The 23,413-nt window shown below is 50.9% G+C and carries 17 protein-coding genes; 6 read left to right on the forward strand and 11 right to left on the reverse strand.

From position 1 onward, the window contains the following. Positions 1 to 24 precede the first annotated feature (24 nt). Positions 25 to 534 (forward strand): DUF6580 family putative transport protein, encoded by a 510-nt coding sequence (locus tag VIS48_13480; protein HEY9167161.1) that lies wholly within the window; start codon positions 25 to 27, stop codon positions 532 to 534. A 54-nt stretch (positions 535 to 588) separates the two neighbouring features. Then, a complete protein-coding gene (locus VIS48_13485) occupies positions 589 to 1,038 on the forward strand; it encodes a hypothetical protein (GenBank protein HEY9167162.1) in 450 nt (149 codons plus the stop codon). A 68-nt stretch (positions 1,039 to 1,106) separates the two neighbouring features. Here the strand turns inward: VIS48_13485 and VIS48_13490 are convergent, their stop codons facing one another. The 4 genes from VIS48_13490 to VIS48_13505 form a co-directional block, all read right to left on the reverse strand. Continuing rightward, positions 1,107 to 1,376 carry a hypothetical protein gene (locus VIS48_13490; protein HEY9167163.1) on the reverse strand — a complete coding sequence of 90 codons (270 nt, stop codon included), beginning with the start codon at positions 1,374 to 1,376 and terminating at the stop codon, positions 1,107 to 1,109. A 130-nt stretch (positions 1,377 to 1,506) separates the two neighbouring features. Further along, a complete protein-coding gene (locus tag VIS48_13495) occupies positions 1,507 to 4,878 on the reverse strand; it encodes a T9SS type A sorting domain-containing protein (GenBank protein ID HEY9167164.1) in 3,372 nt (1,123 codons plus the stop codon). 347 nt (positions 4,879 to 5,225) lie between these two features. Beyond that, complete coding sequence (locus VIS48_13500) at positions 5,226 to 8,570, reverse strand: phospholipase D-like domain-containing protein (protein HEY9167165.1); 3,345 nt, start codon at positions 8,568 to 8,570, stop codon at positions 5,226 to 5,228. A 396-nt stretch (positions 8,571 to 8,966) separates the two neighbouring features. Next, complete coding sequence (locus VIS48_13505) at positions 8,967 to 11,051, reverse strand: T9SS type A sorting domain-containing protein (protein HEY9167166.1); 2,085 nt, start codon at positions 11,049 to 11,051, stop codon at positions 8,967 to 8,969. A 338-nt stretch (positions 11,052 to 11,389) separates the two neighbouring features. On the opposite strand from VIS48_13505, the gene VIS48_13510 reads away from it, so the two are divergent. Both VIS48_13510 and VIS48_13515 read left to right on the forward strand, forming a co-directional pair. Next, positions 11,390 to 11,680 (forward strand): hypothetical protein, encoded by a 291-nt coding sequence (locus VIS48_13510; GenBank protein ID HEY9167167.1) that lies wholly within the window; start codon positions 11,390 to 11,392, stop codon positions 11,678 to 11,680. A 233-nt stretch (positions 11,681 to 11,913) separates the two neighbouring features. Beyond that, positions 11,914 to 12,462 carry a hypothetical protein gene (locus VIS48_13515; protein ID HEY9167168.1) on the forward strand — a complete coding sequence of 183 codons (549 nt, stop codon included), beginning with the start codon at positions 11,914 to 11,916 and terminating at the stop codon, positions 12,460 to 12,462. Positions 12,463 to 12,498: 36 nt separating this feature from the next. On the opposite strand, the gene VIS48_13520 is transcribed toward VIS48_13515, so the two are convergent. The 7 genes from VIS48_13520 to rpmH form a co-directional block, all read right to left on the reverse strand. Further along, on the reverse strand, positions 12,499 to 14,058 hold the full coding sequence (locus tag VIS48_13520) for an IPT/TIG domain-containing protein (protein ID HEY9167169.1): 1,560 nt from the start codon (positions 14,056 to 14,058) through the stop codon (positions 12,499 to 12,501). Positions 14,059 to 14,247: 189 nt separating this feature from the next. After that, positions 14,248 to 16,134, reverse strand: a complete 1,887-nt coding sequence (locus tag VIS48_13525) for a hypothetical protein (GenBank protein HEY9167170.1) — start codon at positions 16,132 to 16,134, stop codon at positions 14,248 to 14,250. A gap of 300 nt (positions 16,135 to 16,434) precedes the next feature. After that, a complete protein-coding gene (locus VIS48_13530; GenBank protein ID HEY9167171.1) occupies positions 16,435 to 16,968 on the reverse strand; it encodes a hypothetical protein in 534 nt (177 codons plus the stop codon). Positions 16,969 to 17,053: 85 nt separating this feature from the next. Continuing rightward, complete coding sequence (gene yidC, locus VIS48_13535) at positions 17,054 to 18,883, reverse strand: membrane protein insertase YidC (GenBank protein HEY9167172.1); 1,830 nt, start codon at positions 18,881 to 18,883, stop codon at positions 17,054 to 17,056. After that, positions 18,884 to 19,114 (reverse strand): membrane protein insertion efficiency factor YidD, encoded by a 231-nt coding sequence (gene yidD / locus VIS48_13540; protein ID HEY9167173.1) that lies wholly within the window; start codon positions 19,112 to 19,114, stop codon positions 18,884 to 18,886. Then, a complete protein-coding gene (gene rnpA / locus VIS48_13545) occupies positions 19,104 to 19,475 on the reverse strand; it encodes a ribonuclease P protein component (protein HEY9167174.1) in 372 nt (123 codons plus the stop codon). Before rnpA ends, yidD begins: the two co-directional genes overlap by 11 nt. A gap of 73 nt (positions 19,476 to 19,548) precedes the next feature. Beyond that, on the reverse strand, positions 19,549 to 19,695 hold the full coding sequence (gene rpmH, locus VIS48_13550) for a 50S ribosomal protein L34 (protein HEY9167175.1): 147 nt from the start codon (positions 19,693 to 19,695) through the stop codon (positions 19,549 to 19,551). 576 nt (positions 19,696 to 20,271) lie between these two features. Between rpmH and dnaA the strand changes: the two genes are divergently transcribed. Both dnaA and dnaN read left to right on the forward strand, forming a co-directional pair. Beyond that, positions 20,272 to 21,672, forward strand: a complete 1,401-nt coding sequence (dnaA, locus tag VIS48_13555) for a chromosomal replication initiator protein DnaA (GenBank protein ID HEY9167176.1) — start codon at positions 20,272 to 20,274, stop codon at positions 21,670 to 21,672. Between the two features lie 586 nt (positions 21,673 to 22,258). Continuing rightward, positions 22,259 to 23,413, forward strand: coding sequence for a DNA polymerase III subunit beta (gene dnaN / locus VIS48_13560; GenBank protein ID HEY9167177.1), 1,155 nt, complete (start codon positions 22,259 to 22,261; stop codon positions 23,411 to 23,413).

Raw genomic sequence — 23,413 nt, forward strand, 5'->3', positions numbered from 1 at the left:
CATAACGATTACCCGGAGGCAACAATGAACATAATATTCGCGCTCATACTGATAGTGTTCGCCGCGTTTTCGAGACTTATCCCGCACGCGCCGAACTTCACGCCAATAATTTCGACGGCACTTTTTGCGGGAGCGTACCTGAACAAGCGTTACGCATACCTCGTCCCCGTGGCAGCGATGCTTCTAAGCGACGCCCTGATCGGATTTTACGGGATCAGTTCGATGGCGTTCACATACGGAAGCTTACTGATGATTGTTGCACTCGGACTCACGATGGGAAAGAAAGTTTCCGCATTAAGAATCGGATCGCTGTCGCTGGCCGGCGCGGTTCTGTTTTTCATCGTGACCAATTTCGGAGTCTGGGTGCTGCCATATTCGATTTACCCGAAGACTTTTGCCGGACTCGTGCAGTGCTATGTAATGGCGATACCCTTCTTTGGAAACACGGCGTACAGCGCTTTGATATACAGCGCGTTGATGTTCGGAGTTTATGAGCTGGCAGAGAAGTTCGTATTCAAGACGAAGACGGCGTAATTACAGGGAATACTCCCGGGACGCATCTTTGACGACAGAAAGGAAGAAGTACTGATGGAGCCGCTTTACATCGACTTTTCGCGGAGAATGAAAGCGTCGAAGGTCAGAATGATCATCTATATGCTTGTCGGATTATGCGTCATCGCTGATGGGATTTACCAGATAGCCGGCGACCGCGGACCGTTTCACGTCTCGATCGGGATCCTTCTTCTTATAGTCGGACCGTTATATCTCCTTCTCGTCTGGCTCTCGCCAAAGTGGAAATGGTATGTCAAAGTCGACGGGAGCACGATAGAGTACAAGCTTCAGATTGGAAAGCTGCGTCGCTACGAGTGGGATGGAATCAAGAAAGTGAACGTGACTGACAGCGGGATCACGATTGAAGTCGGAGACGGAAAGAAAGAAATCATCGGACTCGGCACATTCGGGAAGAAGGATCGCGCGCCGATCAGAGAAGCGATTTCAGGATTCGCGAAGGAGAAGGGGGTGCTGGCGGAGGGATAAAGCTCCTCCCTGTACAGAATAATGACAGTTCCTCGCCAGACTAAATCTCCACGACTGATTAAGAACATCTATTGTCTCGGGAGTTCTTCCGCGCTGTACGTCCCGCAGATTCTCACTTCCAGCTCTTTGCCGTTGTTGTCTATGCTGAAGACAAAATCTATCCCGTCTTTGTGACCGCCGCTCTTTGCCTTCCACTCGCCCAGAAGTGATGCCTGAGCGGAAAATAGTTTTACATCGTAGTACGGATACGGGTACTGGGCGCCAGACCTCTTCGGAAGAATGATCAACGCCGATAACATCAATGACGCGATGAGAATTATTCCCAATCCGATTTTCATTCCGCTCTTCTTCGTCTTGACTCCTTGGTTCGTTGTGTTTTGGTTGACCTAAAACACGAAACGCGGGAGAAATGTCCCGCGTTTCGCCTTCCAATTGCCGCCGCTCAACAGGCGGCTATAATCTCACATATTACTTCATGAACAGAAGCTTCTTAACCGCTGAGAAGCTGCTTCCGTCCGACTGAGCTTTCGCCTGTATGCGGCAGAAATAAATACCGCTGCTCAGGCCGGCCGGACTCCATGTGATGGTGTAACTGTTCGCTGTCTGCATGCCGTCCACAAGGTTCGCTACGACGCGTCCGAGGACATCATAGATCGTGACTTTCACGTACGCGCTCTTCGGAATGTCGTACCGTATAATCGTCGACGGGTTGAACGGGTTCGGATAGTTTTGCAGGAGCGCGAACTCTTTCGGTACTCCGTTCGGCTCGTTGACCGCGTCTATTCCCGTTCCGGTAGTGTAGCTAGCTCTCGTCGAGTATGCGCTTGTGCCGCCGGTGTCGCTGGCGCTGACATGCCAATAGTACTTCGTTGTCGACGCGAGAGGCGCGCCCAACTTCTTTGAAGTATCCGCAAGTGTCGTGTCGAATACGACTGTCGTGAAAGTGCTGTCTGACGCAACCTGCAGATGATAGCTCACCGCGTTCACCGATTTGTGCCAGGTGAAGGTCGTCCTGCGCGGCTCGCCGCTCGTGCCGAGTGGTGTCGCCAAAACCGGTGCAGCCGGCGCCGCAACGATCGTAGTGACCGAATCGATCGTCGAGAAGTCGCCGAAAACGCTGACGTTGTACGCACACACGCGCCAGTAATACTTGGTGAGGTGTGTCAGCCCGACGACTTTCCTTGTCGTGTCAGTCACGCTGGAATCGGCCACGACATAAGTGCCGAACGTGCTGCTGGTCGAAAGCTGGAACAAATATTTTGTAGCCAGCGGTGTCTTGCTCCACTTGAAAAGCAGTGTGTCCGCACGCTGGTACTGCGCGCCGTTATCAGGAAGAACCGCCAGCGGCGAGATGTGGATGTGCGTGATGTCTGTTGTGTCGCGCGGAATAAGTTCATATCCACCGTTCAGTGTCGAGCCAGACGAATATTGGCTGACAACACCCACGACACTCAGGGGGTACTTCGGCTCTTTCGTGCCTGGTATGTCGGTGCTCTTGCTTATGAAGAGCTGGATCGTGTCGATCGCGGCTGCGCTGGAAACGTATACGCTCCCGTTTACGCCCGACGCCGGCCAGGAACCCGAGATTTTGTACAGTGTATCGAGAGCTATCAGCTGGCTCTCGTAAGTTTCCGCGTTCATCGCATAGGTGTGGAGACCAAGATGCAAGGGAGCCGGAACGACGGCATTATGTTTTACAAGACCGAAGTGCAGTGTGTCGAGGACGAGCGGGCTGAGTTCGGTCAGGCCGTGGTACTGCGCGACCACGCCGATCACGAACACCGAGTCTCCGATGCTGAATGTGGTCGACATTGTTCCGTACTGAAACACATCGATTCCCGCCGTTTGGTCCTGAATGCAGTACGAAGTGTTTCCCGAAACGGATTGTATGTTCGGAGTTGTGATCACGCCGTAAACTTTCAGCGTATCGCCGCTGACAGAATAATCCGGGATCAGGTCGTGGTTGTCGTCTTTTCTCGCCTGCGCGATCGTCACCCTCTTCGGGCCGGGAACGCCGAGAATGAAACTCCCGAACGATGTGACTCCGCTGACGGTCACTGTTTTGTTAACGACATCTCTCGCAGAAACTGGAAGATTGACCCACGTTGAGCCGTTGCCCTGGTAAACGTGGAGAAGCGAATCCTTTGTTACCCCGATCGCCGCAAGATCGGCGGCTGAGTAGCTCAGAGTGAGTCCAGCAGTAAATGAAGTAATGGTGGCAGCATTCCCGATCTTGAAGTATCTCTTCAAAAGCGTCAATGAATCTGCCAGTGGTACAGGGGGAGTAACCGACCCATCAACTGTTCCAACGACCACTTCTCCGCTGCCTGTCAAACTGGAAAAATCAATTGTTACCGGCAGGTAGCTGGTCATTCCGGAACCGACGGGGAAAATCCACGCTCCGGTCACAGTGACGTTGTAAGCGAGATTGCCATCAATGTATGCACCGGCTCCATAAGTACCGCCGATTCCATTCGGTGCGATCAAAGTGTCTGTGCCGGTTATAATGCTGCCGGCTCCGCTGAGGTTGACTGTATTTATTGTCGTGGTTTTGCTGAGGGTGACGCCGGTCGATGTAAATATCCAGACCGTATTAACCGTGTCTGGCATAAGTGTACCGGTAACCTGCGGTCCGCCACCTAGAAAAGAGAAGTTCGCGCCAGTGCTGAGCGTATTGGTCCCGGTTGTTTGTATTGCACTGTTCACTCCGTTGGGACCAGTTAATCCCATCGCCCCGGTGGATGTAAGTAAGAAGTTTCCCGGTCCGATAACAGCATACGTGCCGGCGTTCAACATTCCGGTAACCGTTACTAAACCCGAGTCGATAATATTTTGACCAAGGACGGTGCTGGTGACACTGCCACTAAAGATCGCTTGATGGAATACCGTCGTTCCGGTGCCGGATATTACCTGTGTGGCAGGTCCGCCGTTCAAAATCACGGTGTCACCCGATGCCGCATTCCAATAGCCGTTGTTGGTGATAGCCCCTGAGACCTTGAATTCGTTTGTACCAGTATATAAGGTATCGCCGGCGCTGATAGTCAGGTCGCCGTTTATCGTGCATGTACTCGCGCCGCTGCCGATGTATCCCCAGTGCGCACCCTGTCCGCCAAAAGTCACGCTGGGATATGTCCTGCCGCTGAGCGATACACCGAACGGGTCAAATCCGGTCGATGCAATATTGAAACTATACAAACTTCCGGTATCGAATACGACGACACTCGCCGGTGCGGTTTTCGCAAATGGGTTTGACGCTCCGGTATTCTGATTGAACGTTGATCCACTCTTGAATTCGACGCTGTTTGTCGTGCCTGTCGAGCTTGTACCGAACGGGTTTCCTGTCGATTGTGACGCGTTGAAGACCGCTCCGTTCACAAACACAAGCCTGTTCGTCGCGTCGCTGGAAAGAATCTGAGAGCGGCCGAGTATTGTCACGGTGCCGCTGTCGACTCCGCCGCCGGTGCCCACAGTCACTATTCCGTTTCCTGCCGTGCCGGTCGCATTCACTGTAAGTGTAACGCTCGGAGAAACATTGAAGCAGTTAGTGGATCCGCCTGTCGCTGTCAGGGTAACCGTGGCTGCGCCATTCACCACGTATAATGTCGTATTCCCTGTAACGACGATCCTGCCGACTGTTTGATTGGCAGAGATCGCAGGCTGGTGAGATTGTGTACCATCAAAGACGAGCACGTCGTTTGTCGCCGGAGCAGAACGGCTTGGGTTCCAGTTTGTGGCTGTCGCCCATGTAGAATCCGTCGATCCGGTCCACGTGTAGGTCGTCTGGCTCTGCGCGCTTAACGCCGTCAGCGCGACAATGAGCGTGGTTAGAACAACTCGCATTGTTGCCTCCTGGTTTTTGTTATCTCGTTTTAAGAAGAAGATTATGGGGTGTGGTTGCGCGGAGACGCAGCTATGCTGCGATGTGGTTTCTTTTCGTAAACTTGTTTTGGTTCAAATTGCAAACACACCCACCTTTTTGACGACTGGCTACAATTTGGAACTCGCCGCGCGAAATGTCAAGTGACCTTGTTATGATGTTTGTGTTAAAAGGGACAACTCTGTGCGACAGGGCGGAGTCTGCTGCACGAAGTTCCCCCGGGGAAAGGAGAAACAGAAAGAATAAGATCTCTCGGTGAAACCACGTGATTCCTCTATCTCGCTCCGCGTAAGAAGCGACCGATTCCGCCCTATTTCAGCAGCACTAGCTTCTTTGTTTCGGTGAAATGCTGATTCCCATACGAAAGCGATCTTGCCGATAATCTGTAAAAATAAACACCGCTCGCAAATCGCGACCCATCGAAGGTAATCAAATGTGTCCCGGCAACTTGAGATCCGTTCACTAGCGCAGCCACTTCCCTTCCAAGAATATCATAGACTTTCAACGTCACGAAGCTGACCGCCGACAACTGATAGCTGATCGCTGTACTCGGGTTGAACGGGTTCGGATAATTTTGGGAGAGCGCGTATTCCTTCGGCAATGTGTTCCCGTTCCCGGTAAGGCCGAGAATGATGTTGTCGGTACCTCCCGCTTCGATATACCTTGCTTTGAATTCCTGGAGATAAAGGTTAGCGATCCGATTGCTGTGAATCATCAATGTGTTTTCATTATTCGACGTCTCTGCGGAGTTGGACCAGTTATGAGACCCGGTAATCACAATTTCGTCTGCCTTCGGGTTCTCGGCGTCCACAAGCGCGTACTTATGGTGAAGAAGTCCGCTCAGGCTACTTCCCTTGAGGTGCACATCGACATTTCCGGCGCCAAGCGCACTGAACTGGTTGCCGCTGTCGGTATTATTATCCATGACGACCCTTACCTTGTCCCCGGCCGCCTTCTTCGCAATAAGAAGCTGTGCGAGATCGCTTCGCGTGAATGTCAACATACAAACATTTATCGAGCTAGTCGCGAGCTCAAGCGTCTCGTAGATGTGGAGTGTCGTCTGGTCCGACGGACTGAAATAGAGATCGACAGGAATCCCACCGATATTGAAGTGATGAGGAGTGTTATCGGTTTTCCTGATCCCGAATCTCGACTGGGAGGCGTCTGGCGTATCGGTTGAGCTTCCCCACATCTCGTTGAATTCCATAGTGTAAGCATTCGCAAGCGACTTGTCCTGAATCTCCAGCGAGTTCTGCGCGTCGCTGTTGTTTCCCGGGTCGGTTGCGTTCCATGATCCTGTCCACACCCAATCGTCCGTGAACGAGCTCGTATCGCGAAGATCGAACACGGCAAATTTATTGTGCATCAATCCGTTTCCAGCATTGATGGGATCGAACGTGTCGGTAATGAATGGTATCCCGCTCGACTTCATCGTGTTCATGGGTGACGTATTCGAATTGTCGTTTTCGACTATCATCCTGACTTTCACGCCGCGGTTCTTCGCGTTGATGAGCGCACTCGCGACGTTGTTCCCGACAGTCCCGCTCAGACTGTAAAGCGCCACATCTATAGAGTATTGCGCAGCGTTTATTCTTGCGATGAACTTGGAGGAAATGTCGACGGTCTGTGCTTTCTCTCCGCTCGCGACGGTTGTGTCGACAGATTTCGAGAAGTAAACATTTACTACGGCCGTTGAGCCGGCGGGCGAGCCGGTAGAGAATATCGCGTCACCCGTCTGATTGGTGCCTGTACCGTCCGTCGCGGCGGCCTGATAATGGTAAACGGTCGCCGGCCAAAGACCGCCGAGGGTAATGGTATGTAGGGTGTCCGCCGTAGATACTACAACTGAATCTGAGTACGACGCCGTCTTGCCGAATCTAACCACCCCACTCGATGGTAACGCGGTTTTGAAATAGATGTCTACTGAATTCGGCGCGATGTTCTTCTCGGACGGAACTTCGACAAAAGTCGGTCCGCCATGAGTGATAATGTCGTCTTGAGTCCGTGCCTCCACTTCATAATCGCCAGTATAAGGAGGTGTGAGTGTAGCAGCGGTCCCAGGTTTATACTGCTTGAGAATTCCTACAACATCGAATGTGCCGCCGGGCACGATGAGCCCTGTCGGAATAAATCCGCCAGTCGTTCCAACTAGGTCTGTAAATGTCTCATTTGTCGAGCTATATGTAACTCCATTAACCCTGACAAGTCTCCCCTCGTTCGGTTCAGAATAATCGTCAGTGAAAGTCTGGTTGACATCCGCCGATGTCAGCAGGAGAGGATCGGGGAGAGGGTTTCCGTGCGAATAGAAAACCGTCTTGACGGAATCGGGAAGGATTTCAACCGTACCACGATATTGCTGGATCGTCCCGGTAATCCGGATGCTGTCGCCGACCTGATAATTGTACGAACGATTGTAGCTGAAGATATTTACACCTGCGGTGGCGTCCTGAACATAAACGTCGGTCCTCGTGGCATTGAAATCAGCCGTGATGACTCCGGCAATGGTGACGACGGCTCCCACCTGGTATGGTGCAACCGGTACTCCCTGCGAATCATTTATGTGAAGATCGATAATCCTGATAAGTTTTGTTACGGACACCTGGAGCTGCGCTGCGATCGGCGCGGGTGCCACGGTATCCACCGAAGTCTCGACTATGAAGTTGGCCGTCACCGCCGAATCTGGGGCGGTAACCGACTGAATTGTAATTTGCGCGCTGTCCGTTTTCGTAATCGCGGCACCCGAAATCGATATAGTATCTGCCGACACTGCAACTGTTGCGTCCGACATTCCCGTTCCGCCGAGGAGCACGCTTGTGGAGCTCATCGACCATGTCAAGACAGAAGGTACGATAACTACGACGTTGCCCGTCGTGTCGGTCGCGTCTCCAAGCACCTCGATAGAGAAGTTCGCCGAATGGCCCGCGTCGATAACGGTTGGGGAGATCCTGGCTGTTCCTATTCCGCTCCCGTTCGGAGAGAGGAATGGTTCCACCGGACTCGCCGAGTTCTGGGGCTGGGGAGATGCCCTCTGGACAAAATCACTTGCATTGTTGTCGGAGTCGTATCCGTTCCCGGCAAGCTCATCCGCACCACCCGGTGCCATGCTGGTGGTTGTGGAACCCGATGATGCTTTTCTTTCTATGGATGCCGTGTTGGACGGCGCAGGAGCCGGACCCGTTCCTTCGTAACCCGTTGCGGTGCTGCCGTATCCGACCAAATCTACCAGAGCGCCGCCTGTGGGATTTGAGCCGCTCAACGCGGACGTGCTGCTTGCAAGCGCGACTTTGCCCGCCGTCGAAGACATCGCGAGTGTACCGGTCGCATCGGGTGTCGGGAGACTAATTGTCCCGCCGCTTCCCTGCGCTTCCTGGACGAGATAGAAGCCGTGAGGTGCAATGGATCCCGACAGGTTCGTGACCTGCCAGCTGCTTCCCGCGGCAGATGAGTACTGCACGGACCAGCCGGCGAGACTTACGGGAGAAGTCGTGGGATTATACAGCTCTATAAAGTCATTCTTCAATGTCGCGCCCGAGTTTCCGCCACCACCATACACTTCACTTATCACAACATGGTTGGCGCTCTGAGCGAGGAGCGGTGTCGACTGGAAATATGAAAACAGCAGCACGAAGAAAACGGAAAACTTCCTGGATCTCATTACACCTTCCTCCATTTCGAATGCGGCCGGCCTGCCGCGATCGTTATCTGCTGTCGGTGCCCACCGATCTTATCGTTCGTCCCCGCACAGCACACAAATTCGTTTCACGACTCGGGTGGTAATATAATTGACAAGAGAGAGAATGAAAATGCAGATACATTTCAGATATCATCGCAGCGTAGTCGCGGGTGAGCGCTATAGGCGCCATCCGGCCATATAAATTGATTTCGGACCGGACTTCATGCCCGCGTATTCCAATGTTTCGCGACCGTAAAGAGCAACGAAGAGGGGCAGCCGTTCGAGCTGCCCCTCATCACGATGTCGTTCTTGCCAGTACTCACGCCCTGACGTGCCGGACCGACCGAATGACGACTTACACGATTCTGATTACTAGGGCTACTTGACCATGAGCATTTTCTTTGTGCTTACAAAACCGCTTCCCGATTTTCCCGTGATCACCATCCTGTAATAATAAATCCCGCTCGACATGCCCGTGAAGTTGAGCGTCGTCTCGAATGTACCCGCCTCTTTCTCGAAGCTCATGCTCCTCACTCTCATTCCAAGGAGATTATAAACCTCAAGTCTGATTTGAGATGCTTCTTTCAAGTCGTACGCGATTGTCGTGGACGGGTTGAACGGGTTCGGGTAGTTCTGGTATACGGCATAGTCTTTCGGAACGGTAACATCAACAGCGATGATGCCGCCAAGCTGCTCTGTTGCGCCCGATTTGTCAACAGCTTCGACTTTGTAGTAATACGTATGACCTGCGTTGACCTTCGGATCGACAAAAGAATACGATGCTCCGGTGGTGACGCTTCCCTTGGCCGTCAATGATTTGTTGGATTCATAGCCGGAAATGAATTCGAACGGTCCCTGGTCTGTCGTCGCGCGCAGGACGTTGAACCCGGCCAGGTTGATCTCGGTCGCGGTTGAGAAGTTAACAAGGACCTTCCCCGCGTTCACTTTCGCGGACATTGCGGTCGCGGTCACAGGGAGGGCTATATCTGTTGTCGAAAGCGTATTGTTCGAGAATGTTGTGTACAGTGCCGCGTTCGTGAACGTCAATGCGGTCTGGTCTGCCAAACTGACCAGCACTCTGCCGGCGGCAGAGCTATTAAGATCTGCAGCAAGGAAATAATATTCGCCTGACGAAGGAATCGGATGTCCGCCGCTTACGGTAAGTGTCGCGGTCGATCCGATAGCCGAAGTGGACGCAAGGAGTGTCGCGCTTCCTACGCTGAACGAGGCTGAAGAAGATGCATACAGCTTAAGCTGGGTAATGCCGCTGTAAGTTCCAGTCAGGGTTACAGTGACCGACGCAAGACTGCCTCCGTTTATGTTGCCTGCAAGCTGGAATCGCCCGATGGGATTATCGTTCGTGTTCGGTGTTCCGTTGGGGGCAGGATACGATGTTCCATCTGTAAACGTTTCAGTCGCGTAAGGTGCGAATGCTACTCCGCGGAATGCCGTGTTCGTAGCCGCAGTTGCAAGCGTGGTCGCAGTGCTGCTTGAGCCGGTGTCAGTGACCTTGATCAGCGTGGTTGGACTCAAGCTGGTGGTTGCGTAAATCACCGGATTCGTTCCACTCCAGTCAACAACCAACGCCCTCGCTCCCGTTGTTGTCGACCCGTTATTCAATAGCGTATACACCAAGCTCCAAGTCCCTACGCCCAATGTCCATTTCTGAATTCCACCGCCAGATCCTACGGCACCGTCGTCTGCCACATACATCGTGTTGCCATCCGGACTAATGGAAAAACCGTAAGGACTATGCGTACCAGAAGTCGGCATTCCTGCAAGTTCGGTAACTGTTTGCCCTGTTGTGGTAGGGGTCCCCGTCCCGACGGTTACAACGCCGAATATCGAGGTCGATGCCGTGGTTGCATAAAGCTGATTATTGAAAATCTTTACCCAACGAATGTTCGTTTGAGACGAGTGAAGTCCCGTCGTGGTCGTTGAGCCGAATGTCGTGTACCGAGTACCGGCAGAAGCGCCCTGTCCTGATCCTCCATTGCCTGAAACCCAGAGGTTCGTTCCATCGGTAGAGGCTGCACTTCTTACATTGCTGCCATTAAATGCATCGGTCAGTTTCGTCGAAAGATCCACGCTTGCAAGAGCATCAACTCTGGCAATGACACGATTTACCGACGACGCCGTGGATGATGCCGGCGTGGCCGTCGTGGGAGTCGCATCGTATCCCGCGAAGACGAGATAACGTCCATCTGTCGACCGGCTCATTCCTCCCTCACTCGTAGCGCTTCCCTGAAAAGTAATCTTGTTTGTTCCTGATGTCGGAAGTGTAATCGTCTGGACGAAAGTTCCTCCTGTGGTGTATTCATCCAGAAATGCCGCCGCCGCGGCATTCGAGAGACTCGCCGATCCATCTCCAACTCTGGCGACTACAAGATTCCCCGCCGTGAATTGCCCGAAGGCATTAGCGGTAACAAACACGATGAAAGCTACTGCTGAAGCAAAACGCATGTTGCCTCCTGATTTGTAAGTTTCAATAATTATGGGAAGGCGTTAGGTTGCGGTGGGCGCTCAACCCTGACATGATACTTGCAATTGCGTGGCAATCCTCTCTCACCCGCAAACTGCCTTCGCTAGCACGCTCGAACTTCAACTGTAATTTCAACCTCCCTTGCCCAAATGTCAAGTTAAGTTAGGATGAAATTTTAAGTGGACGATTTCGCGGTCCCACCAAATCGGTAGCTTACCCACACAAGTGTTTCCGCCGAACGAACTCAATGAAAAATTAATTCAACGGCAATCTTCATTTAATGTCAGCGAAATACCTTTCATGGAGAAAGGGAGGAAGTATGGTGAATTTGATCTTCAGAGAAGGCAACCGGCATGTGGTGCTTTCAAACCTGCCGGCGGATCAGTCTGTCAAAATCACGAATCTCGCCGAAACCAGGATACATAAATTCAATTGCCCGGTACACAAATCGCATTCCCGCGCGACGCTGCTCATAGACATCGCCGACGGAAGCGGTGAATGGAACATTGTCGACTACTGCTGCGAAGAATTCTACCACGAAATTAGCTCCGGAATGCCGTTCCCGTGGGACCGCCCACCCGGCATAAGAAGGCTTAACCGCGCAGCCTGACAGCGTTTTCCGCTCGGCGCCCCTTTCCTCTGCGGGAGATCTCAAAGGCCCACCGGATACGGTTTCAACAACCGTTTGCTTCCGCCGATTTTCGTCTCACCACTGACTCTCGCGTAACGTCACCCCCTGCCTCCGAAACATTCCATCCTACTCAAGCGTAATTTCCGTCGTGATCATTTTATCGTCCTCAATAGGATCGACAAATGAACGGGGGAAAAATAGGGAGGTAAATCATGAAAAAGATTATCGCGATCGTCTCATGCGTCGTCTTCGTTTCTGTAGCAGCGAGCTCTGCTCTGTCGCAGACAAAATGTATCTGGATTGAAAACTCCGAGAACCATGCGACCACTCAGAAAGTCGGTGTCTCACTCAGACTAGTCAAGCTTCTCGCTTCGTCAAGGGGAGACTTCGATATCAACGGTGTGAAAATGTCATACGATTCTCTTCTTCGCGCGTATGATGAAGGGACTGTCATGCGCATCAAAGACAGTACGGGAGAAGGAGAAACGAGGTTCTACGGCGGGAAGTTTGGGGAGAAAATGAATGAAGAAACGGAAAGACACAATCACATTATAATAGAAAGTTCTGACAGCGGAGAATCGACAAAAGTCTCGAAGCTGAGGGTAGAGTCTCTCGAAGCGGTAGGTATCGTGCTCGCAATGATTGGTTCGAAGAATCTGGACAAAGATATCGACACGATCGAATCGGCACTCGAGCAGGGCGGTGTATTTTACGCCCGCGATTACAAAAAGAATTCGCGATTATGGATTTATGTGAACTGATCGGAGCCCGTCACGCGAAGATCCACTTTCAGCCTTCTAATTGCACCCCGGCGATTTCCTCGATGCTGTCGCTTCGTTTCCGTTCAGCTTCCACACGAGGTTCTTGCCATTGAATGTCACGCTGAACATTTTGTCCTTCCTGCCCGGCTCAAAGACTGCCGGCTGATTCCTGTCATTGGGAGTCGGTGAGAATTTGTTTTGAGGACCGACCGGAACATAAACGGAAGCCGCATCGTCGTTCTCGTAGCCAAACCAAGCCGTGTACGTCGTGTCGTCCACCCGCGTGACACAATCTAAAATCGGCTGCAGTGATTGCTGCGGTACAGAGATAATGTTCAATGCCAACGAGTCTGTCGTTACATGCGATGACGGGGCGATGCTGTCTCTTACAGCGATGTATGCCGTGGTTGCGGTGTCGACATCTCCGGCTCTGACTGTTGCCTGAAGAAGCGTGTCGGCAATAAATGTTGTCGGCCGGTTTGTGCCATTAAGCTGCACTTTTGATTGTGATGTGAAATTCATTCCCGAGACGTTGAGCGTGAAGGCTCCGCTGCCGACGAGAACATTCTGCGGACTGATCGCTCTGATAGCCGGAAGTTTTGTAAGGTCGAGGTTGATGGATGTCTGCTTCTTCTCGAAATAGTAATACAGCATATTGGGGTAGTTGTCGAACAGTAAGATTTTCCCTTCGGGAGGAAGTCTCAGTCTTTGCAGGAGTGCTCCTGCACGTGAATCAAATACATAAACACTACCGGGGCGGTACTCACCGGTTTCACGAGTCGTGTCATAATTCACTTGTTCTATCAATGCGTAATTTCCGTGAGCAGATAACCGCCCTTCGGAGCGCCATGGAAATGCAAACGGAGTGTATACAAGTCCTTGCTCTACATTGCAAACCGCATATTGTTGATTAGCAAATCCAGATTCAGCAATCCTTTCGTATTTAATAAGGGCAAGGCCGGCCTTAGCGTCATCAATGCCGGGATCATAGGCAAAGGTCCCGAGGGACGTAAAATTCTTGTCTGGAAGTCTTTTATTCGCAAAGATGTCCCAAGCACGAAAGACCAACCCATTGGAATCTGAGATGGATCTGTATGCTCGATGCTGATCCGACGAGATACATATTGGCTCGTATGAGTATAATTCAGTTAAAGTGTCTATTGGTTGAAATGTGGTGTTGTCAAATACGATTGTTTTTTGATACTCATCTTCTGATGATCCTATAGAAACATAATATCGGTTTGTTGCTGGCGTGAAAATTACCTGAACAACCCACGTGTCTCTTTCAAAAAGTATCGTCCTTTTATTAGAATTATTCAGCTCAACAATAACCACCTGACTGCGATTTTGCAGAATTAACCTGTTCTGGTCCGGCGAATCGAAAATTTGTTCGATTCTACCTGCATCCTTCAAAATCAATTCAGAAATTCCATTCGCCAGGTTTTGTCTGTAAATATCAACGCTGTAACCGCCGCCTTTATAATCAGGATCATCTTTGGAGTAAAAATAATACGGTTGCGAAAATACTATATTCCCGAAAGTCGACAAACAAACAATTATAAGAAAAATCCTAAGGAAAATTTTCTTCGTGTTCATAACTGACCTCGTTCTATTTATTCCATGTCCCATCGGGATTCGTATAAAGTGCCCATGCTCGATCCGCGTATCTTTCTTGATTACTTCTTCTGATCCATTCACCACGACTGTTTGGATCAAGCGGTTTGTAAGATTTCCATCGCCAATAAGTATATTTGCTCCCGCCATTGTATTCTTGAAAGGTTTCTTTTAAAACTTTCTCCTTGGTAGAAAAATCGGTCGCATTTTGATAACCGATTGGTAACCTTTGTTCGTCATCCGCACCGAGTTTTGCCTTGATCTATATGTGGCAGGCAAGGCTATAGCGCTGCTTTTCGCCTGTTCAAAGTGTGCTTCTCCACCAGCTAAATTTTCTTTCCAATCCCATACTTGTTCGTCAGTCGCAGCAGGACTATTGTCTAGTTGCATGAGTCCATAGCCATTGGGATAGCCCCAAAGAGGAAAATCTTTATTCTTTATGAATTGGCGCCAGCTGCTTTCCATGAATATAATAACTTCTATTGCTAAGGGGTCACTTTCTGTAATTGCGGACTTTATTGCAGACTTCGAAGGGTTTAGTCCGACAATTATAAATCCGTGATCCACAGTTTTATCATAAACTTTTCCGCCTGCAGTCGCGGTTACATCAAGCGTGAGTTCGTCGCCGCCTCTTATCTTGCTAGAGTTCATAGTCCAGTTTATGGTCCATGGGCTCATTTGTGAATTTGTTGCTGTCGTATTTCCTCGGAAGGAATCATTAAATTCTCTCCCGTCCGGACCTTCCCACTGCACCTGCAGGTTCCATTGAAAATTTACTGTGCCACCTTTATAATTTTCCAGCTTAGCTTTCGCTGTAATATCCGGCATCGTCGGATCCTTGGTAATTTCTTTCGTTGCTTTCAGTTCGTCGGTAGGATATATGACAACCAATTCCGGCTTGGTTCCCCTTATTACCACGCTACCCGTTCCTGTGGCGCTTGGCTCGTCGACTCCACTCGCCGTGAAAGTAATTGTTGTATTCGTGTCGGGAATCGTCCCGTCAGCATTGAAGAACACCCAACCTGAGTTCGCGGCCGAGTACGGGACCTTTACCCCTCCATCTGTGACTCGATTCGCTTTCCCGCCGATGCTATCTGAATTTTGTACTTCGTGGCTCGACAATCCCATTTTATTTTTCGTGCTCCCAACGATCCCCGGCATCATGTAAGATATCTCTCCGTACCCCGGTGGATCCACGCTGATCAGGATGTCTCCATCCAGAAAGAAATCTTTTCTGTCTTTGTCTTTCGCTTGCACAAGGATTTTTGATTGCTCAGAGTAAGCTATCGTATCAGGCTGGAGTTGCACCGTGAAGTGATCCAGGTCGGGCGGTGGTGTCACAAGAGTTGAATCCACTTTCACTATTCCATTGCTCGACGCTTTCACCAAAATCCATTGTCCGTCTTTACCCGGTACCGTTCCGGTAGCCGAGAGTAGTATGTTACCAGCGATGTCTGCTCCTGTCCCTTCTGCTTTGTTCCCGAACGGAATGTCATATGTTCCATTCGAAAGATCGTAGCCGTAGAATGAAGCATAACCGATTCCGGACTCAATTGTCAGAGTCATCTGGTCCAAGGGTGACCAGCTGGTTCCTCCGCAATCGTTCATACCGGAGATTATCGGATGTGTGTCCGTCGAATACGGAATCAATTTCGCGCTGAGCTCGAAATTGAATTGACTAAACCAGGGGGGATTGTAATAAATCCAGCCGTTGGGCCAGGGAGAGTAAAGCTCGGAACCTGAACCGAAAAGTACAGTTGAGTCGTGTTGAACCATTGTGTCGTTGATGTATATGGAGAATGTAGCATGAATCGGTTCTCCCTTGGGGACCAATCCCACTCCAACTTGCGGGTCAAAAGCGTAATCTCCCGGGTAACCTTGAGGGACTTCTATTACAACGCTATCAGTCCCATAGCGAGGATTATCCTGGACAACCCCACCGCAGGGGGACTGGGGAACGTACAGCCTGCCCATCGAATGCGTGTCCCACGCGAACACAAACCGAAGTGTGCGTACTATTACACCCACTTCTCTCGGCTTTTCCGGAGCAATAGTCACGATCTCTCTGATATGAACCTGGCTGATGACCGGATCAGCCGGCCACACAATTAGCGCAGCCAGAATGAAAAGGTATAATCTTCGCCCGTTGCCCTGACTCGCCGTGCTTCCCTCCCGACATGCCCTGCCTTACAAACATACCGACTCACATGTCTCATGTCAAGCGGAAAAAATACAAAGCCCTAACCGTAAGCCGCGACTATTGAAGAGCACGTCATTCTTTATTTGCTCCCTTTGAAAGAAGCGAAGAGATCTGCTCGCGTGGATCACTTAAACCCGGCCGATGCTTCGCCCGCGGGGTCACCGAAGATACGCGTCTCGAAACTCCCTGAAGTTCTCCAGGTTGTCTTTCGTCAACACGCCGGAAATGTCCCCCATCTCTCCTTTAAGATCGAATGACACGGAAGCTGAGGATGCAATCCGCTCGACCAGCGGTTTGTTGACGGTAAACCACACTCTTTCGGTTTCATAATCTTCCCCAAGCATTATGTTGGATTTCGTCTTCTCCAATGGCTGGTCGGGCTTTAACGTAGTAGTTTGTGAATCCGCCTTGATTGTAAGTGCGAGAACTTTTCCGTGTGGAAACTCCTTCCAGAATGCGTCAGCCACCATCAACGCATATGAAACCGACGAATCGACAGACGAAACACGTACAGCGCCGAGTACCATGATTATTCCATATCTACCGACCATCGTCACCGGAACCGGCGTAAGACTAGTTTGCATCACATAGATCTTTGCGTATGAGCCGACATCCGGAATGATGGTGGCTTCGTAAGGTACACACGATCCGAGCAGGACCCCGAGAAAAAGTAACAACGCAACCCGATTCATCTTCTTCTCCTTTACACGAGCATGCGCCGAACCCGCCAAAGCTGTTTCAGCCTCAGGAACCACACGACAAGGATTACGTCCCCTTCTATGAATTCCTTCTCATGAACCTGTTCCCTAGCGCCGGACGCGCACGCCCAGGTTTCTTGGGCGGCGGCGGCTTCACAAGGACCGCCTCGGCCGGTTTCCTGTTCAACAGGTACTGCTGGCCTATCGACAAGATGTTGAAGACGAAATAGTACAGGTTCAATCCCGACGGGAGATTATTGAATATCAACCAGAACATGACCGGCATGAACCAGACCATGAACTGCTGACGCGGATCTTTTATGCTCATCTTCTGCTGTACCAGCATCGTCACCGCCATCAGGAATGCAAGTCCGCTTATCTGGTTCACTCCCAGAAATGGAACCGTAAACGGCAGATGAACTATCGTGTCGGGCACAGATAGATCTTTCATCCACCAGATGAAATTCGCCTGTCGAAGCGCGATGTTGCTCCTGAATATCGCCCACAGAGCGTACAGAATCGGCATTTGCAGCACCATCGGCAGACACCCGCCCATCGGGTTTATCTTGTACTCCTTGTACAGGCTCATCACCGCCTGGTTCATCTTCTGCGGATCTTCCTTGTACTTCTCTTTTATCTCGTTCATCATCGGCTGAAGCGCCTGCATCTTCTTCATCGACTTCATGCTGCTCACGGTGAGCGGGTTCAACGCGACCTTTATGATGAGCGAGAATAATATGATGACCAAACCGTAATTCGGAATGAACGTGTGGAAGAACCTGAACATCGGAAGGAAGACATATTCCGCGATCGGCCGCACGATCCACTTCCAGCCGAGTCCCACAGTCTCTTCGAGACCGATATTGTACGATCTAAGTGCACGGTAATCCAGCGGGCCGGCGTATACCATGAACGAATCGCTCTGGAATGGTTGACCCTCGAAGCGCATCTCGAGCGATGTGTAGTATGTCCTAATCAGACCGTTGTCCGGCGCAGTCACCTCGCTGCCGTAAAGATACGCGCCGTCTGCAGGCCGGTCCTTTGCCGCAATTGCGACCGTAAAATACTTCGTCGTTTGAGAAACCCAGTCTGTCCTCCCTGCGAGCTCCTGTTTTACCGGTGCGTTTACCTTACTGGCGTCAAGAGAAACTGCTTCACCGCCGTTGAACGCGTACGCTGTCGAGTAACTCGATTCATCCACACTGTTTTCTTCCGCGTACTGTATACCATGTTCCCAATTCACCTGGTACTGGAAGTTCGCGATGTACGGATCCATTTTCTTGAACGTCACCCGCGACCCGAAATCGTAAACACCTCCTTTGAAGGTATACTCCCGGACTATTTGCGACGAGTCGCCCACCGTCGCGGTGAAACTCAACTTGAATGTTTGATCCTTCGACAACGTTATTACTTCCCCGCCGACAAAAGATGACTTGAAGAAAAGATCTTTCGTATCGATCAGCTTGCCGTCCATTGTCTGGAACAAAAGGCTATAGTCCCCGTTCGAATTGTAACTGACGAGTTGCACCGGGTTACCCCGCCAGGTTTTATAATCGGCGAGCGACCACTCTCTGATCATGCCTCCCCGCGTTGTAAGCACGGCGGTATACAGATCCGTTTGAATCGAGATCGTCTTCGTAACGCCGTGTGTCAGCGGACTAAAAGTTTTCCCGAACAGTCGAAGAGCTGATGTATCGGACTGAGTCACCCTCGCGGTGGCTTGCTCCGGTTGACGTGTAGGTTTGCCGGACGTCGCGACTGGTGGAGCCTGCTCTTGGGGGGGTGCCGCGGATTGCTCCGTAGTCTGCTGCTGCTGTGGCCGCGGCGGCTGCTTCGGCGAATTGAAGTACATCCACACGAAGAGGAGAAGCGTGATTATAATTATGCCGACCGTTTCAGTCTTCCCCATCTATTTTCCTTTCGCTGTTCCGCCGACGGGATCGTAGCCGCCTTTGCTGAACGGGTTGCACCTCAAGACCCTCCATGCCGACAGGAGAATTCCCTTCGTGAACCCGTGAACATGGAAAGCTTCGACGGAATATTCGGAGCAGCTCGGATAAAATCTGCACGCCGGCGGGAAGAGAGGCGAGATTAGTTTCTGGTAGAGCCTTATCAGCCCGACCGCCGCTTCACGCGGCAGCCTGGTCGGTGATACTTCGTAAAAACCGATTGAAATCCTTTTCAATATCTTTCAATGCCAACATTTTTGCGGGCCGGTCGTAGCTGCAGTTCATCACGAGTCTGATGCCGGTGTCCCTGGATGCAGTCGCTGAGCAGACTTTTTGCCGGTTGAGCCTGAAGACTTCTCTCATGAGCCGCTTCAACCGATTACGGTCGACCGCTCGCTTCACTCTGTTTGAAACGGTAAACGCGACACCCGTAGCGCCGCGTTCGCCGGCAAACACATAGAAGAGGGAAATATTTTCTCCGCCAAAGCGCTTACCGGTCCTGAAGATGTTCCTGATTTCGCTCGACGATTTGATGATGACGTTTTTTCCCAACGGGGGTTCGCCTCTTCAAGTCACGTCCGGCGACCGTAGGACCGGGCCGCTAGGCGCAATTGCTTCTCAGACTTTATTTTTCATCGCTGACGGTCAGACGCCAACGACCCTTGGCTCGCCTTCGCGCCAGAACCTTCCGGCCGGTCTTGCTCCGCATCTTTGAACGAAAGCCGTGTGTCCTCCGCCTTGGCGTATTGTGCGGCTGGAATGTCCTTTTCATTAAATCTTGCTCCTGTACCTTTAAATTTTGCCCGACAAGTTAGCTCCAATCTGAACAAGATTCAAGATTTTTGTCTCGACATCTCCTTAATGAAGGGCATCGGAGATTTCTTCTAATATGCGAATAATCTTAGTGTTACACGGATGTTTTCCACAATCTTGTTCCACTTTTCCACAGCGCCCCGCATGCTCCCACGAAAACACGCCATATTGCGCCCTCTTGCTGACCTTACCGGGTTTCCACATTGCGCGTTCCCCGACCTCGTAAGCCGCTGACGTGCTGATGGTTACGGCGCCATGCAACTGTCTGCTCCATCTTGTTTTTCCACACCCGCTGTATTATTATTCACAGCCAAAAATCTTGGCGGCTTGGTGTGGATAACTTGTGGAAAGCTGAAAAAATTAAATCGATTTCGCCTTTGCAGAGAAAGGTTTCTCTTTTTCTGTTTTCCACACGGATGTTAAATCTATGTTATCTCTCACCGTAAGAACTTCTAGTCATTGAAGTTGTGTCCCTTTTTGGCTGTTGATAACTCTGTCGGTAATGTGAAGAACTTTAACGTGTCAGTGGAGTGTCATGATGCAGACGGTTGCGGATGCCAATGGCGTTTGGCAGGAATGCATGAAGATCATTCATGCGCGGGTGAACAATCTGAGCTACAAAACATGGTTCGAGCCGGTAATGCCGGTAAGCCTCGACACCAGAAGCCTCGTGCTAAAAGTGCCGAGCCAGTTTTTCCATGATTGGCTCGAGGAGCACTACTCAACAGTCGTCACAGAATCCGTAAAGACAATTCTCGGAGATAATGTCCGGGTTGAATACACAATCTCCGACGAAGATTTGTCTGAGTCGGAACCCCAGTTCTACCGACCGCCTCAGGCGGGTCAGCAACAAATGCCGGGGCCGAAGCCGCAAGCGCAAAAGTTTACCAGCCATCTTCCCTTCGAGACCAATCTCAATCCGCGCTACACATTCGATAATTTCATAAAAGGCGACAGCAATCAGTTCGCGCGCGCAGCTGCATATGCGGTCGGGAATAATCCCGCCGGTACATCGTTCAACCCCCTGGTGGTTTATGGCGGCGTCGGACTCGGAAAAACCCACCTGATCCAGGCAATCGGCAATTTCGCGAGACAGATTGGGAAGGCTGACCGCGTCCTTTATGTCTCCAGCGAACGATTCACGGTCGATTTCGTCGACGCAATCCAAAAAGACAGGGCCAACGAGTTCTCCAATTTCTACAGGAGCATGGATGTCCTAATCGTTGACGATATTCAATTCCTCGCCGGGAAGGAAAAAACGCAGGACAATTTCTTCCATACGTTCAACGCGCTTCACCAGTCGGGCAAACAAATCGTCCTGTCTTCAGACCGGCCGCCGAAAGAGCTCAAGGGCGTTGACGACAGGCTCATCAGCAGGTTTACGTGGGGATTGACCGTCGACGTTCAACCTCCGGATCTCGAAACAAGGATCGCGATATTGAGGAAGAAAAGCGAAGATGACGGGATCCAGATGCCTGACGATGTGATCGAGTACGTGGCAGCAAATGTTACGTCAAATATCCGCGAGCTGGAGGGAAGCGTCATCAGTATTCTCGCGAAGGCCAGTCTTAACAACCGCGATGTTAGTGTCGACCTCGCCAAGGAAGTGGTCCGCAGTCTTGCCATAAGTAGAAAGGCGTCGGTTACCGTAGAGGATATTCAGAAAATCGTGTCGGACTTGTTTGATGTGACTGAAGATCAGCTGAGAGCGAAAACCAGGAAGCAGGAGATTGTGATTGCCCGCCAAACCGCGATGTATCTCACAAAAGAGCTTACCCAGCTTCCGCTGAAAACAATTGGAAGTCACTTCGGCGGCCGGGACCATTCAACCGTGATCTACGCATGCCAGATAGTCGCAGACCTTCTTTCAAATGACGATCACTTCCGGGAGAAGTATGAGAGGATCAAGAAGCGCATTGAGCTTATCGGAATGTGAGGAACTTGTTTATATCCGTGTCGATATCCAGACGGTTCATGTTGATAGATGGAAACTTTTCGACAATAAAATCTACCGACAAACACCGTGTTGATATACCTGCAGTAACGAACATCTTGTTACCGGCCGCTGTGCAATACTCCCGACCTCGAACTCATTTCAATTGACCGCGACTCTTGACGTTACAAATTTCGCCCGGGACATTTAACATATTCACACTCTTTACTAGTCTTATTATCTTTATGTATATAAAATAATATTTATAATAATTGGGGGTTCTCCACACGCGATTGGAAATCAGGTAGGGGGATTTGTTCAGTCACAAACAATCATCCGGTGATCTCTTGGTTTGAGAGCACCCGTGGAGACGCGCAAAGATGATACTGATTCATCCAGGCCTCAGCTCCAGGAGCCGGACACCTCCAGTGGTTTAATGTTGGGATCGCAAGCAAGGCGAGGGAATATCAGACCGTTAAAGCGAATGTAGCTCAACAGAGGAAATTGAATCTTAGACCGGAAAAAGCTAAATTTATTTCAAATTCACAACACTCTTTCGTGAAATATCCCGTAAACAATGGAGGCGGAAATGAAGTTTAAGGCAAATAGCAGAGAACTTCGCGACGCGATTGGCCGTGTGATCGGCGTGGTTCCTGTTAGAACAACCATTCCAGCAATTGAGAACTTGCTGCTGGAGACGAGCAAGAAAAGACTTACGATTTCCGCAACGGACCTCGAAATATCCATGTCGACAGTCACCGACATATCGGAGGGAACAGATGGGAAGATTACAGTCAACGCGAAAGAGTTTTTTGATATTATGAGGAACCTTGAAGACGCGGAGGTGGATCTCGCTGCAGATGACAAACTCAAGCTCACGCTGAAGACAAAGTCCGGCTCGTACAGGTTCGCATGTTCTCCGGCGGAAGAGTACCCGACGCTTCCCACTCTGGGTGAGAATGCGGAAACCGCGACGGTGTCGTCGGACGCGCTGAGGACCGTTATCGAGCGGACAGTATTTGCCGTTTCCAAGGACGAGCACAGGCGTTCGATGAACGGAGTGCTCTTCCAATTCTCCGGTCGAGGTGCAAAGATATACTCGACCGACGGTCACAGACTGGTTCGGATCGAAGACAAGGCGCTTGTTGATAAAATATTGAAGAAGGAAGCGAACATTCAGGAAAAGGCACTGAACCTGGCGGCGAAGAATTTACGAGGAAACATGATCGAGATAACCATCGCAGATGACCACATCAGGTTGAAAAGTCCAGATACGGAACTGATCACGCGGTTGATCAAGGACGCGCATCCCGACTATGAAGCGGTGATTCCGAGCGATATCGACAACAACAAACTTATGACTGTGAACAGAGGTGAGCTCCTGGAAAAGGTAAGGCGCGTCGCGATTCTTTCCGATTCTGTGAACCATCTCGTGAAGTTCACGGTAGACAAAGATGCGCTGACAATTTCCGCCGAGGATGCAGACAGGGGCGAGATGGGCGAAGAGAAATTGCAGATACAATGGAACGGCGGTGATCAGCTCAGTATCGGTTTTAACTCGACCTATATAACGGAAGCAATGGGGAGCATAGATGCCGGAAAGGTCAGGTTTGCGTTCTCCTCACCGACGAGGGCAGCAACCATCAGACCGATCCCGGACGAAGGAAAAGGAACAGCCGGTGCGCCCGATGGATCGCGCGCTCAGGACATACTTATCCTGGTGATGCCGCTCAGACTCAATTGA

The sequence above is a fragment of the Candidatus Kryptoniota bacterium genome (assembly GCA_036567965.1).
Lineage (GTDB): Bacteria > Bacteroidota > Ignavibacteria > Kryptoniales > JAKASW01 > JAKASW01.

What these genes read in the sequence shown, in the direction of transcription:
- VIS48_13480 (HEY9167161.1), top strand. Translation starts at nt 25, where the DNA reads ATGAACATAATATTCGCGCTCATACTGATAGTGTTCGCCGCGTTTTCG.
- VIS48_13485 (HEY9167162.1), top strand. Translation starts at nt 589, where the DNA reads ATGGAGCCGCTTTACATCGACTTTTCGCGGAGAATGAAAGCGTCGAAG.
- VIS48_13490 (HEY9167163.1), bottom strand. Translation starts at nt 1,376, where the DNA reads ATGAAAATCGGATTGGGAATAATTCTCATCGCGTCATTGATGTTATCG.
- VIS48_13495 (HEY9167164.1), bottom strand. Translation starts at nt 4,878, where the DNA reads ATGCGAGTTGTTCTAACCACGCTCATTGTCGCGCTGACGGCGTTAAGC.
- VIS48_13500 (HEY9167165.1), bottom strand. Translation starts at nt 8,570, where the DNA reads ATGAGATCCAGGAAGTTTTCCGTTTTCTTCGTGCTGCTGTTTTCATAT.
- VIS48_13505 (HEY9167166.1), bottom strand. Translation starts at nt 11,051, where the DNA reads ATGCGTTTTGCTTCAGCAGTAGCTTTCATCGTGTTTGTTACCGCTAAT.
- VIS48_13510 (HEY9167167.1), top strand. Translation starts at nt 11,390, where the DNA reads ATGGTGAATTTGATCTTCAGAGAAGGCAACCGGCATGTGGTGCTTTCA.
- VIS48_13515 (HEY9167168.1), top strand. Translation starts at nt 11,914, where the DNA reads ATGAAAAAGATTATCGCGATCGTCTCATGCGTCGTCTTCGTTTCTGTA.
- VIS48_13520 (HEY9167169.1), bottom strand. Translation starts at nt 14,058, where the DNA reads ATGAACACGAAGAAAATTTTCCTTAGGATTTTTCTTATAATTGTTTGT.
- VIS48_13530 (HEY9167171.1), bottom strand. Translation starts at nt 16,968, where the DNA reads ATGAATCGGGTTGCGTTGTTACTTTTTCTCGGGGTCCTGCTCGGATCG.
- yidC (HEY9167172.1), bottom strand. Translation starts at nt 18,883, where the DNA reads ATGGGGAAGACTGAAACGGTCGGCATAATTATAATCACGCTTCTCCTC.
- rpmH (HEY9167175.1), bottom strand. Translation starts at nt 19,695, where the DNA reads ATGAAAAGGACATTCCAGCCGCACAATACGCCAAGGCGGAGGACACAC.
- dnaA (HEY9167176.1), top strand. Translation starts at nt 20,272, where the DNA reads ATGATGCAGACGGTTGCGGATGCCAATGGCGTTTGGCAGGAATGCATG.
- dnaN (HEY9167177.1), top strand. Translation starts at nt 22,259, where the DNA reads ATGAAGTTTAAGGCAAATAGCAGAGAACTTCGCGACGCGATTGGCCGT.